Origin of the sequence: Paenibacillus sp. LHD-117 (assembly GCF_030929555.1) — a bacterium.
Taxonomy (GTDB): Bacteria; Bacillota; Bacilli; order Paenibacillales; family Paenibacillaceae; genus Pristimantibacillus.
Map to the genome: position 1 here is coordinate 40,092 of NZ_JAVFVT010000049.1, position 12,240 is coordinate 52,331.

A 12,240-nucleotide genomic window follows, 5' to 3' on the forward strand; every position below is an offset into this window, starting at 1 on the left:
GCTTGTAGTTTATAATAATTATAAATAAGGAATTAATCTAAATATCGATACCGTGTTGGAACGGAGATTATCTTGAGCACTGCGCGCGCTTGCCCGCATCTTTCCTAACTTTGGCTCTTCTGCATGCTTTCGCCGTCGGAGGAGCAAACTAATCGCAGGACTCCAACTGTTGCTCCTATTCGATTCGCGACTGTTTCAGTGACCGTTAACCGGTGTAAACACAGTCAATGACTCCCACTTAACTATCGTTTGTAGTGGGAGCTTGTAACTACCCGATCGTGGTAACGTCTCTACGACTCCGATCTCTTGGCGTTCAGAGGAACGTGGTGTTACATCCACGATAAGCATACGCCTATCGATGGGCAGATTGACAGCTGCCCTGCAAGCCTAGTCATGCTACGCCTGCACCTTGCAGAAGGTACTGTTTTCCCTTCAGAAAGAGATTCATAGCGCCTATGCGGTCATCATTGCTTGCATATCCGCAGTCCCGGCAATTGAAACGATGCTTCCCTTTATCCCGATTTTCTTTTGCAATGTGGCCGCATATCGGACATGCCTGCGACGTGTGCTTCGGATCAACCGCAATCGCGATCGATCCCGCAAGCTGCGCCTTGTACTCCAGCATGGTGCGAAGCTGGTGGAACGCCCATGATACCGTCACATAGCGATCCTTTAACTTGGCTTTTTCCGTTGCACGGCGAATACCTGTCAAATCCTCCAGCACAAACAGCGTATTCGCCCCGTATCGGCGGGCGAGTGCCTTACTGACCTGATGATTCACATCCGTCATCCAGCGGGTTTCTCGCTCTCCGATTTGTTTCAGCCTGCGGCGTGACGAGGCCGTTTGTTTGCGCTGAAGCTCGGAACGCAATCGTTTGTAGTTCGCTCGTTTTCGTTTCAGCGCCCTGCCCCGGTAGAAGACGGTCTTGCCATCGGAGCCGTATGCCGTGGCAATAAAGTTGATGCCCAGATCGATCCCGGCAACTTGTTCGATCTCCTGCAGCCCAGGAGCTGCTATTTCCTTAGATACAGGAATATGCAGAAACCATTTGCGTTTTTTCAATACAAGCTTTGCTGTGCCGAATGTCCAAGAGCCATCGAAATAAGCTTCCATTCCCTTGGATTCGAAGGGGACTTTGATCCGGCCCTGAAGCGTATTCACAGAGAACAGCTGCGCGTTCAGCGAATAATCCCTATTCCAGACGAGATCGTATTCCGGCTTCTTAAACTGCACGCGCGTCCAATCGTGGCCGCTGCTCCGAATCGTCTTATATCTGGCAATGACGGTTTTCATCACCGACTGAGCCATTTGGGAACGCAAGCCAAACGTGCTGCGAAGAGTGTGATAGGTCATTCGGTGCAAAGCAGGCAGCTTTAATTCACTCGAGTCGAACACACATTCAGAGACCAGTTTGCAGCCTCGCCGATAAGCAATCATGGTTTGATGCAGCGCCCCAATTTGACTATCCGTCGGCTTAATCTTGATTTTCGCAGTGACGGTTACGATCATACGTTCGCCTCCTTTCTATACTTATGATAGCATATATAGGAGGTCAAGAACATTTAAAAAATCATTCAGGCTAGCGCCTGACGCACATTCCTCCCCCACTTGGAGAAGTGGGAGTATCCTGTGCGATTTTGATGAATAACCAACTACGAACCTTTGAAAGGATGTTACGAAATGACAACAAAAACCCTAACTACATCCAAAACCGTCCAACAACATTTGAACCGCCAAATCGCCAACTGGAGCGTCCTGTACATCAAGCTCCACAACTACCACTGGTATGTTAAAGGCACCCAATTTTTCACGCTGCACGCCAAATTCCAAGAGTTCTACGAAGAAGCCGCGCTTCACGTCGACGAAATCGCGGAGCGCCTGCTCGCGGTGAATGGACAGCCGATCGCGAAGATGAGCGATTATCTGGAGGAATCCAGCATCAAGGAAGCCGCAGGCAAGGAAACGGCCGAGCAGATGGTCGATCAGCTGGTCAAGGACTTCACTGCCATTATCGGAGAACTGAAGGAAGGCATGCAGGCCGCGCAAGAGGCGGATGACGAAACGACCGCCGACATGCTGCTCGCCATCCACTCGACGCTGGAGAAACATGTCTGGATGCTGAACGCGTTCAACGGAAGATAAGTCGGCGCGATTCATTCTCCATCAGCACGATCCCATCGCAAAAAACCGGAAGCCATTATCGCTCCGGTTTTTTTGCGTGTTTATTCAGCTTTCCGAGCTTATTGGTTCAGCGTTACCGTACATTCGCCGAGCTTTTCTTCGCCCCAGAACGCTTGCAGCTTGTCTCCTTCGCGGAGAGCCGCGACGCCGGCCGGCGTGCCCGTGAAAATAAGATCGCCCGCGCCGAGTCCGTAGTTCGCTTCGATGTGTCGTACCAGCTCCGATACGCCAAAAATCATATCCTTCGCGCAGCCTCGCTGAGCGACCTCTTCGCCGCGAAGAAGCGTAAACTCCTGCTCCGCCAGCGCGGCTTCGCCGGGATACGCCATCAAGCGGCCCAACGGCGCGGATGCTTTGAACCCTTTGGCCTCCAGCCAAGGCTGTCCTTTGGCCTTCAGCTTCGATTGCACATCGCGAAGCGTCAAGTCAAGGCCGAGCGTCATGGCGTCGATACAGTCGTCAGCCGGCGCTCCCGGCTTATAACCTTCACCGATGCGAAGCACGATTTCGAGCTCGAAATGCACTTCGCCCGCGCTGCCCGGAAGCTCGACCGTGCCGCCGTCCATCCCCGCAACGGAGTGGCTTGGCTTCATGAAGACGAGCGGCGATTCCGGCACCTCATTGCCTAGCTCCAGCGCATGGAGCTTATAGTTGCGTCCAATGCAATAAATGTTTTTGATCTCTTTCGGTTCTACTCCGATTGTGCTCATTGCAAGTGGCCTCCTTGATGGGATTGTATCTGCGGGTTTTAACCTTTCTTCTGCGCGGCGATTTCTTCCGCCAACAGGTTCAGCTCCGTCCAGCGCTCCATCAGCTCTTCGAGCTTCTGCTCCAGCCGCTGCTGCTCCGCCGCCAGCTCCTGCAGCTTGGCCGAATCGCTGCTCGCCGCGTCCATCGCTTCCGCTACGGCCGTAAGCTCCTCTTCCGCCAAGGCGATCCAGCCGTCGATCTGCTCGTAGTCCTTCTGGTCTTTGTAAGACATCTTGAGCGCGCGTTCCTTGCCCGGCTGCCGATCGCCGACGGATTCGGGTTTCCCGGCGCCCGCGTTAGCCGCCGGAGAGCCCTTCGAGCTTCCTGCAGAAGACGATTGCCCGCCTCCCGCATTCGAAGCTTTATCGCCGGCCGCGCGTTTCTCCGCGTATTCCTGATACTCCGAGTAGTTGCCCGTATGCTGCGTGATGACGCCGTTTCCTTCGAAAGCAATGATTTTGTCCACCGTGCGGTCCAAGAAATAACGATCATGGGAAACGACAAAAACGACACCCGGGAAGTCGTCAAGATAATCTTCCAACACGGTTAGCGTCGCGATATCCAGGTCGTTCGTCGGCTCGTCGAGGAGCAGGACGTTCGGCGCGTTCATGAGCACCCTCAGCAGCTGCAAGCGGCGCTTCTCCCCGCCCGACAGCTTCGCGATCGGCGACCATTGCATGGCCGGAGGGAACAGGAACCGCTCCAGCATCTGTCCCGCGGAAATCGTCGTGCCGTCGGCGGTTTTCACTTGCTCCGCGTCTTCGCGGATGTACTCGATCACACGCAGCGTCTCGTCCATCTCTTCGCGCTCCTGCGAGAACCAGCCCAGCTTCACCGTCGTTCCCAGCTCCACCGAACCTTCGTCCGGCTCGATCTTGCCGGCGATGATCCGCAGCAGCGTCGATTTGCCGCTTCCGTTGCGTCCGACGATGCCGACGCGATCCTCCGGCACGGCGATGTAGCTGAAGCCGGAGAAGAGCTTGCGATCGCCGTAGCTTTTGCCTACGCCCTCCGCCTCCATGATCTTCTTGCCCAGCCGCGAGGACGCGACGGACAGTTCCAGCTTGCCGTCCGCAGCCTTCGGCCCTGCGTCCTTAAGCGCCTCGAACCGGTCGATCCGCGCCTTCTGCTTCGTCGTTCTTGCCTTCGCACCGCGCCGGATCCAGGCTAGCTCGTTGCGCAGCAGGTTTTGCCGCTTCGCTTCCGATGCCGCTTCCCGCTCCTCCCGCTCCAGCTTCAGCTCCAGAAACCGGCTGTAATTGGCCTGGTAGAAATGCGCCTGCCCGCGATCCAGCTCGATGACCCGGTTGCTGACCCGGTCGAGGAAATACCGGTCATGCGTGATCATCAGCAGCGCCCCGCGCCGCTTCTGCAGCATGCCTTCGAGCCAGGCTACGGATTCGTTGTCGATATGGTTCGTAGGCTCGTCCAGAATGAGCACGTCGGACGGCAGCAGGAGCGCCGCCGCCATGGCCACACGCTTGCGCTGGCCGCCCGACAACGTCTCGACCTTCGCGCCATGGTCTTGGATGCCGAGCTTGGACAGCGCCGTCTTCGCTTCGTTCTCGAGTCCCCACGCATCCAGCTCGTCCATCCGCGCGTTCGCCGCGATCAATTCCTGCTGCAGCTTCTCGCTGCCGGGATTCAGCTCCATCGCTCCCATCGCCGCAGCGTAAGCTTGAACGGCGCGCAGCTGCGGGGAATCCCCGCCGAGCACATGCTCGAGTGCCGTTTCGTTCGGTGCGAATACGGGATCCTGCGACAACATCCGGACGATGACCCTGCCGCCGACCGACACCGAACCGGAGTCCGGCTGGTCGATGCCGGCAATGACCTTCAGAAACGTCGACTTGCCCGTGCCGTTAACGCCGATGATGCCGATTTTGTCCCCGTCCTCGACGCCGAACGTGACGTCTTCGAACAGCAGCTTCTCGCCGTAGCTCTTCGTTATATGTTCAACCGATAGTAAATGCATGTCCAAACCCACTTTTTGTTTAGTTATGAAACAATGAAACCATATGTATCATACCATAACCGAAAGTTCCCACGCATCGTGCGGATACGAAAAAAAAGCCAGCCAAGCCGCAAGCGGCTGGCAGGCTTCCCTATGGAACGCGATTAACGTTTGCCGATCATGTTCTCCGGACGAACGAACTCGTCGAATTGCTCCGAAGTCAGGAGGCCGCTCGCGATCGCGGATTCCTTGAGCGTCAGTCCTTTTTTGTGCGCGTTCTTGGCGATTGCCGCCGCATTCTCGTAACCGATATGCGGGTTCAGCGCCGTCACGAGCATCAGCGATTGATCGAGGTTGCGCTTGATCACTTCTTCGTTCGGCTCGATGCCGACCGCGCAGTTGTCGTTGAACGAAATCATCGAATCGGACATAAGCGCCACGGATTGGATGAAATTATACAGAATAACCGGCTTGAACACGTTCAGCTCGAAGTTGCCTTGGCTTGCCGCCATGCCGATGGCAGCATCGTTGCCGATAACCTGGCAGACCGCCATCGTCATCGCTTCGCTCTGCGTCGGGTTCACTTTGCCCGGCATGATGGAGCTGCCCGGCTCGTTCTCCGGAATGGAAATTTCGCCGATTCCGCAGCGAGGACCGCTTGCCAGCCATCTAACGTCGTTCGCGATCTTCATCAGATTCGCCGCGAGCGCCTTGATCGCGCCGTGTGTGTAGACCATTTGGTCATGGCTGGTCAGGGAATGGAACTTATTGCGCGCCGTGACGAACGTCTTGCCTGTCAGCGCCGTTACTTCTTCCGCAACCGCAACTGCGTAGTCCGGGTGAGCGTTCAGGCCCGTACCGACCGCCGTTCCGCCGAGCGCCAGCTCGCGCATCGTGTCCACGCTTTGGACGAGCATCGCGCGCGTGTTGTCCAGCATCGAGTACCAGCCGCTGATCTCTTGGCCGAACGTAATCGGCGTTGCGTCCTGGAGATGGGTGCGTCCGATCTTCACCAGGTCGTTAAATTTCTCCGCTTTCGCGCGGAGCGTGCCGTTCAGCACGTCAAGCGACGGAATCAAACGATCCTCGACCGCGATGACGCCCGCGATGTGCATGGCCGCAGGGAACGTGTCGTTCGAGCTTTGCGAACGGTTCACGTCGTCGTTCGGATGGACGCGCGTCGCGCTTCCACGGGCTTCGAGAATTTGGTTCGCGCGGCGGGCAACCACTTCGTTGACGTTCATGTTGGTCTGCGTGCCGCTTCCCGTCTGCCAGACGACGAGCGGGAACTCCGCGTCCCACTTGCCGCTTAGTATTTCGTCGACCGCTTCACCGATCACGACGGCTTTCTCTTCGTCCAGCACGCCTAACTTGCGGTTCGCGAACGCGGAAGCTTTCTTCACGATCGCCATCGCATATACGACTTCGATCGGCATTCTTTCGCCGCTAATTTTGAAGTTCTGCAAGCTGCGCTGCGTCTGCGCGCCCCATAGCTTATCCGCAGGAACCTTGATTTCACCCATCGTGTCCTTCTCAATCCGGTAATCCATTAAGTAACGACTCCTTTACGCTTGAATTAGTCCTTCTTACAGAAGCTGATAACCTCATTCATTTATAACGCTAATCGCCCGTAGAAGCAAGCCGAACCAAGGCAAACCGGACAGAGCTTTGAGCAAGGCGAAACGGCTGTCGCCGTCCTATCGTGGGGCAGAATTCAAAAAAAAGCCCGCTGAAGCCAAAAGCTTCGCGGGCGCTTTCATCCGGCAGTCGAAATTGCCGTGGATTACAGCCCTTTCGCTTCCTTGTAAGCGGCGACGTAAGCGGCGGCCTTCTGCTCGATGATCGAGAAGTCGCCGGTCTTGACTGCTTCCTTCGTCAGATCGGAGCCGATGCCTACGGCAACCGCGCCAGCTTTGATCCAATCCTTCAGGTTGTCGAGCGACACGCCGCCCGTCGGCATGATGTTCGCTTGCGGCAACGGACCTTTGATCGACGGGATCACGCTCGGGGAATACAGATTGCCCGGGAACAGCTTCACCACGTCCACTCCCAGCTCGAGCGCGTTCTGAATTTCCTGGATCGTCATCGTGCCCGGCATGATCGGCACCGCATAACGGTTGCAGAGCTTGATCGTGTCCGGATTAAGCGCCGGAGCCACCACGTATTCGGCTCCCGCGAGAATGGCCGCGCGCGCCGTCTCGGGATCGAGCACCGTTCCTACGCCGATGACCGCAAAATTATCCGCTTCCGGAGAGACGTCGCTCGAATATTCCTTGGACAGCTGTTCGATTGCGCGAAGCGCAAACGGAACTGTCATCGTAATTTCAATCGCCTTGATGCCGCCTTTGATGGCGCGCCTGGCCATCTCCGCCACTTCTTCGGCCGAATCGGCTCGGAGCACGGCTACGACGCCGGCATCCGTCAATTGGCCCAACACTTTTAGCTTCTTTAACACGGTAGACCCTCTCCCCTTTTCGTACGTCTTTGTTCGAAAATGTTCGATTTCTCTAGCGCCATTATAAAGCTATTCCGCCGATCCGGCAACCGGAAATGACGTTAATTTTTGTAGTCGATCTCCAGGAACGACGCGACTTCCTTCTGCCAGCGCTCGGCCACAAACGCCTCGTGCAGCAGATGGACGTTGTAAGCGTCGTATTCCTCTTGGTTGCCGAATTCCATCGCGAAGCCGAAATCGTAATCGTTTTTGGCGCTGACCTGCTTGTACACTTTAAAATTTTTCACGACGGGGATCGAAGTCAGGATGCGTTCGCCGTCCTCTAGGAATCGGCGCTCCTCCTCGGATCCTTTCTCGTGCTTCAGGGTAAAAATGACGGAATGCAAAATCCAGCCGTTTGCCTCGCTCATGATCTCCATCTCCTTTGTTCCCGCTCTTGGTTAAAGAGTTTAAGCTTCCATTCCACCTTATCATATGCCGCTTCGGCTTGCATAGGCGAACAGACATCCTTTGCGTTTGGCAGATTGCGCTATCCAGCGTCTTCCAGCATTGGTTATACTAATAGATAAAGAATGACCTTTCGGAGGGGAAAACCGTGTCCACGAATCGATTAAGCCAAAAAGAGTTAAACCGTGCCTTGCTCGAACGCCAAATGCTGCTGGAGCGCTCCGGCCTCAACCCGCTCGACGCGATCGAACGGCTCGCCGGACTTCAATCACAGGCGCCGATGCCGCCTTACTACGCACTATGGAGCAGGCTTCGCGACTTCAAGCCCGAGCAATTGTCAGAGCTGCTTCTTGGCAGGCAAGTCGCGCGGATCGCGCTTATGCGATCCACGATCCATCTCGTGTCCGCGCACGACTGCCTCCTCTTCCGCCCCGTCCTCCAGCCGGTACTGGAGCGCTCGCTGATGGGGACTTACAAGCGGGACTTATCCGGCGTGGATTTGGAGCTTCTGTTAGCCGAAGCTCGAACAAGGTTGGCCGAGCAGCCCCAAACGTTCGAAGAGCTTGGCAAACATCTTTTGGCAAAGTGGCCTGCAAGCAGCGTCAACGCTTTGTCCGGCGCGGTGCGCTGCCTTATCCCGTTAGTCCAGCTTCCCCCGCGGGGCGTGTGGGGACAAAGCGGCGGCGCCATTCATGCTCCGGTCGATGAATGGCTCGGCAGGCCGCTCGTGCAAGCGGATGAACAAGATTTACTCGAGCTGGCCAGGCGTTATTTGCGCGTCTTCGGCCCTGCGTCGGCGAAGGATATGGGCGTTTGGTCCGGTCTTACGAAGCTCGGGACCGTCTTCGCCAGGCTGCGCCCGGAACTGCGCGCGTATCGGGACGAAGCCGGGCAGGAGCTATTCGACTTAGCGGACATGCCGCTCCCTCCGGGCGACGCGCCTGCGCCGGCGAGGTTTCTGTCCGAGTTCGACAACATGTTGCTCTCCTTCCATGATCGCAGCCGGATTATGGCTCCCGAATACAAGCCGCTCGTGTTCACGATCAATGGAATCATCAAGTCGACGTTTCTTGTGGACGGTTTCGTGCAGGGCCTTTGGAACATCGAAACTTCCAAGAAGTCGGCCGTCCTTCGCCTTCGGCCATTCCGCTCTTTGGCTGTGAGAGACCGCGAATCTTTGGAGGAAGAAGGGCTCCGCTTGCTTACATTCGCTGAACCCGGGCTTGATCACTCGATCGTTTGGGAACCAGCAATCGGATCATGACCTTGACCTCGCATTTCATAGTTTTAACCTATTAAAGATATAAGTTTTATATATTTCCGCAGGTTTAGCGTTAAGGATATGATTGGAGAAACCAAAGGAGGGATTCTCGATGGAGAACACGATCAAGAAACAATTCGATGAAGCGGCGCGGCGTTACGACGAGGAACGTAGAGGTCTAATTCCTTGTTTCGACGACTTCTACGGTTCCGCCGTCGCATGGACCGAGATCGAAGGCGCGAAGCCAGTCATCCTCGATCTGGGGGCGGGCACCGGACTGCTCACCTCCATGCTGCTGGATAAGTTTCCGGAGGCGTCGCTTACGTTAATCGACTTTAGTGAGGAAATGTTGGATCGAGCGCGCGCGAGGTTCGCGGGCCGCGATGGAATCCGCTTCGTAACCGCTGATTATACGGCGTTCGAATTCGAAAGCAAGTTCGATGCCGTCGTCTCTTCCCTATCGATCCACCATTTGGAGCATGAGCAGAAGCGGGAATTATTCCGCCGCGTTCGGGAGCTGCTAAGCCCGGGCGGCGTGTTCGTCAACGCGGATCAATCCGCGGGCGACACGCCCGAGATTGACCGCAAGTACGGCGAACTGTGGGAGCAGGCGATCTCGCGAAGCGGCTTAACGCAAGCCGCCATCGGTGCGTCGAAGGCGCGCAGGGCGCTCGATAAGAACGCGTCGCTATCCGACCAGCTGTCATGGCTTCGCGAAGCCGGGTTCGCCTCCGTCGACTGCGTGTACAAGTATAACGAATTTACCGTTTACATGGCGCGGGCTTAGTTGAATCCCGGCTTCTTGCGGGTGAAAAGCGAGAAACAGACGAAGGCGGCCGCGATCAGCAATAAAATAACGATCGCGAGCGGCAGCGCCGTCCCCTCGCCGCCGAGCCCGACGAGCGGCGCCGCCGCCCCGCCGAATACGAACGACAGCATGCCGAGCAGCGCCGAAGCGCTTCCCGCGGAGCTGCCTTGGTCCTGGAGCGCGAGCGAGGTCGTCGTTGCGCCCGTAATCCCCACGCTAGATACGATAAAGAATAAACCCGCGATCACGAGCGGCAATCCTAGCTCGAGCGTCACAGCCCCCATCAGGATCAAGGCTCCGGCTCCCGCGATGGACAGGCCGATCGCCAGCATCCTGCGCGCCTCCACCTTGCCCGCCAGCCTTCCCGCGATTTGGCTCGCGACGATAATGCCCGCCCCGTTCAAGCCGAAGACGAGGCTGTAGCCCCTGGGCGTGACGCCGTACAACTCCTGCAGAACGAAGGAGGAGCCCGAAATATAAGCGAACATCGCCGCCATCATCAGTCCCTGTGTAAATGCATAACCCATGAATATCGAATTCCCGAGAAGCCTTCGAAACGTGATGATCGTATTCCGCAAGCCGCCGCGAGAACGGCGCTCCGGCGGCAGCGTTTCCTTCAGCCCGACGAAAACGGCAGCCAGCATCAGCAAGCCCGAACCGCTAAGGACGGCGAAGACGCCTCGCCAAGAAGTAAACGTAACGATCTCCGCTCCGATCATCGGCGCAAGAATCGGAGCCGCGCCGTTAATCAGCATAAGCAAAGCAAAAAACTTCGTCAGCTCAACGCCCGAATATAAATCCCGGACGCTCGCCCTCGCGATGACGATGCCGGCCGCGCCGGCAAACCCTTGTACGAACCGAAGAAAAATAAATGCCCAAATACTCGGCGAAACTACGCAGAGCAACGAAATAATCGAATAGACGGCCATGCCGATGAGCAGAGGCGCGCGGCGACCTCTGACGTCGCTGATTGGCCCTACAATTAATTGGCCGAGGGCGATACCGACCAGGCATGCCGTTAAGCTAAGCTGGGTAAGCGAAGCGGAAGCGCCTAGATCGTCCGATAACGCCGGGAGCGCCGGCAAATACATGTCGATGCTAAGCGGCCCGATGCCGGACAGCGATCCGAGGATGACGGCGATCAGCAGTCGCTTGGACCTCGCCATGGGCTTTGCAATCGTGTTGGTTGAAGACATCAGATAAACATTCTCCTCTCATGCTGCTGGAAACCCAAGACTCATTGTATAACCGATCCGATGATCTGGTCAAAAAGAAGCTTTCCTGGCCGATATCTGTTAGAATGGAAGCTGCGACACTCATAGCGGAGGTTACGGTATTGGACTACATCGTATTGGATATTGAATTTAACGGCCGCAAGTTCGCCAGCGATCTGCCCATGGAGGTTATCGAGATCGGAGCCGTCCGGCTGAACGCCTCTTTGGAAATCGTGGACGAATTTACGGCTTTCATAAAACCGGTTTACTTCGCCAAGCTGAACAGCTTCATTCAGAAGAAGACGGGCATTCCACAGGAGTCGATCGATACGGCGGAACGGTTTCCCCGCGTCATCGGGGCGTTCCTTCAGTGGCTCGCGCGCAGCGAATCCCCTCTGCTCGTCACGTGGGGCGGCGAAGACTTGAAGCGCATTGTACTCGATACGCGCATGCATAAGCTTGACGATGCCTACTGGCTCGGGGTCGATTATTACGATCTGCTCAAAGGTTTTCTGCGCTACCGCGGCTTAACGAACGACGTGAGCGTCGAAGCGGCGCTGCTGGATCTCGGTCTCAGCTCGGAAGGCTCCGCCCACCGCGCGCTGGACGACGCTCGAATGACGGCGGACATCTTCCGCAAGTCGTTCACGGAGCTCGACTTCAGCTATAAGCAGAAGTACAAAGATCTTCACACGAACGCCAAGGAACGCAGGCTCGTCAAGAACGCGGTGCGTTTGCTGCGGTCGCAGAAGAAGGAACCGACATGGGAAGCGCTCGTCGAGCATGTCCTGAAGGACAAGGTGAAGCTGGACAACCCGAAAAAAGCGGCGGAACTGCAGGCTTATTTCGAAGCCGAGGTTGCGAAGAAACCAAAACCCGCGGCGCCCAAGCCTCGTCCGGAGGCGGCCCGGAAACCTGCCGATGGCGATGGCGATGCAGCGACAGTCTCCCCTGCAGACGCCATGCAAGACAAAGCCGAGCCAAGCGTTTCGGAATCGGCCGGCGGCAGCGGCGAGGAACAAGCATAAACGCGATTCCGGTAATCTCGGAAATCGAGTAGGAGGAGGCGGCTAGCCCCCGTCCTCTCACACCACCGTACATGCGGGTCCGCATACGGCGGTTCCAAAAGGTTAACAAAGCTCCAAATAACGAGAAAGTAAACTCTTCAG

11 protein-coding genes and 2 pseudogenes are annotated in these 12,240 nt (G+C 56.5%); 4 read left to right on the plus strand and 9 right to left on the minus strand.

Annotation, left to right across the window (positions count from 1 at the left end; all coding sequences use genetic code 11):
- Window positions 1-391 precede the first annotated feature (391 nt).
- Window positions 392-1,510, minus strand: coding sequence for an RNA-guided endonuclease InsQ/TnpB family protein (locus tag RB620_RS27405; RefSeq protein ID WP_308099982.1), 1,119 nt, complete (start codon window positions 1,508-1,510; stop codon window positions 392-394).
- Window positions 1,511-1,681: 171 nt separating this feature from the next.
- Between RB620_RS27405 and RB620_RS27410 the strand changes: the two genes are divergently transcribed.
- Window positions 1,682-2,143: a Dps family protein gene (locus RB620_RS27410; RefSeq protein ID WP_308099984.1), complete on the plus strand. Its 462-nt coding sequence runs from the start codon at window positions 1,682-1,684 to the stop codon at window positions 2,141-2,143.
- Window positions 2,144-2,241: 98 nt separating this feature from the next.
- On the opposite strand, the gene RB620_RS27415 is transcribed toward RB620_RS27410, so the two are convergent.
- The 7 genes and pseudogenes from RB620_RS27415 to RB620_RS27435 form a co-directional block, all read right to left on the minus strand.
- Window positions 2,242-2,892 (minus strand): fumarylacetoacetate hydrolase family protein, encoded by a 651-nt coding sequence (locus RB620_RS27415; protein WP_308099986.1) that lies wholly within the window; start codon window positions 2,890-2,892, stop codon window positions 2,242-2,244.
- A gap of 38 nt (window positions 2,893-2,930) precedes the next feature.
- Window positions 2,931-3,164, minus strand: coding sequence for an ABC transporter C-terminal domain-containing protein (locus tag RB620_RS30535; RefSeq protein WP_483874759.1), 234 nt, complete (start codon window positions 3,162-3,164; stop codon window positions 2,931-2,933).
- Between the two features lie 348 nt (window positions 3,165-3,512).
- A pseudogene (locus tag RB620_RS30540) lies at window positions 3,513-3,875 on the minus strand (ATP-binding cassette domain-containing protein); the annotation flags it as partial.
- A gap of 147 nt (window positions 3,876-4,022) precedes the next feature.
- A pseudogene (locus RB620_RS30545) lies at window positions 4,023-4,907 on the minus strand (ABC-F family ATP-binding cassette domain-containing protein); the annotation flags it as partial.
- A 143-nt stretch (window positions 4,908-5,050) separates the two neighbouring features.
- Window positions 5,051-6,436: a class II fumarate hydratase gene (gene fumC / locus RB620_RS27425; protein WP_308099990.1), complete on the minus strand. Its 1,386-nt coding sequence runs from the start codon at window positions 6,434-6,436 to the stop codon at window positions 5,051-5,053.
- 233 nt (window positions 6,437-6,669) lie between these two features.
- Window positions 6,670-7,341, minus strand: coding sequence for a bifunctional 2-keto-4-hydroxyglutarate aldolase/2-keto-3-deoxy-6-phosphogluconate aldolase (locus RB620_RS27430; RefSeq protein ID WP_308099991.1), 672 nt, complete (start codon window positions 7,339-7,341; stop codon window positions 6,670-6,672).
- A 101-nt stretch (window positions 7,342-7,442) separates the two neighbouring features.
- Complete coding sequence (locus RB620_RS27435; protein WP_308099992.1) at window positions 7,443-7,751, minus strand: Dabb family protein; 309 nt, start codon at window positions 7,749-7,751, stop codon at window positions 7,443-7,445.
- 185 nt (window positions 7,752-7,936) lie between these two features.
- On the opposite strand from RB620_RS27435, the gene RB620_RS27440 reads away from it, so the two are divergent.
- The gene (locus RB620_RS27440) at window positions 7,937-9,052 is read left to right on the plus strand and encodes a winged helix DNA-binding domain-containing protein (protein WP_308099993.1); all 1,116 of its coding nucleotides are present in this window, start codon (window positions 7,937-7,939) and stop codon (window positions 9,050-9,052) included.
- A 109-nt stretch (window positions 9,053-9,161) separates the two neighbouring features.
- Window positions 9,162-9,836, plus strand: coding sequence for a class I SAM-dependent methyltransferase (locus tag RB620_RS27445; protein ID WP_308099996.1), 675 nt, complete (start codon window positions 9,162-9,164; stop codon window positions 9,834-9,836).
- Here RB620_RS27445 and RB620_RS27450 read toward each other — a convergent pair.
- On the minus strand, window positions 9,833-11,053 hold the full coding sequence (locus tag RB620_RS27450) for a multidrug effflux MFS transporter (protein WP_308099998.1): 1,221 nt from the start codon (window positions 11,051-11,053) through the stop codon (window positions 9,833-9,835). The two genes, RB620_RS27445 and RB620_RS27450, sit on opposite strands and share 4 nt — an antisense overlap.
- Before the next feature lie 140 nt (window positions 11,054-11,193).
- Between RB620_RS27450 and RB620_RS27455 the strand changes: the two genes are divergently transcribed.
- On the plus strand, window positions 11,194-12,099 hold the full coding sequence (locus tag RB620_RS27455) for a 3'-5' exonuclease (protein WP_308100000.1): 906 nt from the start codon (window positions 11,194-11,196) through the stop codon (window positions 12,097-12,099).
- Window positions 12,100-12,240 lie beyond the last annotated feature (141 nt).

Bases quoted from the DNA above. Each gene is read 5' to 3' on its own strand.
- RB620_RS27405 (WP_308099982.1), bottom strand. From the start codon at position 1,510: ATGATCGTAACCGTCACTGCGAAAATCAAGATTAAGCCGACGGATAGT.
- RB620_RS27410 (WP_308099984.1), top strand. From the start codon at position 1,682: ATGACAACAAAAACCCTAACTACATCCAAAACCGTCCAACAACATTTG.
- RB620_RS27415 (WP_308099986.1), bottom strand. From the start codon at position 2,892: ATGAGCACAATCGGAGTAGAACCGAAAGAGATCAAAAACATTTATTGC.
- RB620_RS30535 (WP_483874759.1), bottom strand. From the start codon at position 3,164: ATGTCTTACAAAGACCAGAAGGACTACGAGCAGATCGACGGCTGGATC.
- fumC (WP_308099990.1), bottom strand. From the start codon at position 6,436: ATGGATTACCGGATTGAGAAGGACACGATGGGTGAAATCAAGGTTCCT.
- RB620_RS27435 (WP_308099992.1), bottom strand. From the start codon at position 7,751: ATGAGCGAGGCAAACGGCTGGATTTTGCATTCCGTCATTTTTACCCTG.
- RB620_RS27445 (WP_308099996.1), top strand. From the start codon at position 9,162: ATGGAGAACACGATCAAGAAACAATTCGATGAAGCGGCGCGGCGTTAC.
- RB620_RS27450 (WP_308099998.1), bottom strand. From the start codon at position 11,053: ATGTCTTCAACCAACACGATTGCAAAGCCCATGGCGAGGTCCAAGCGA.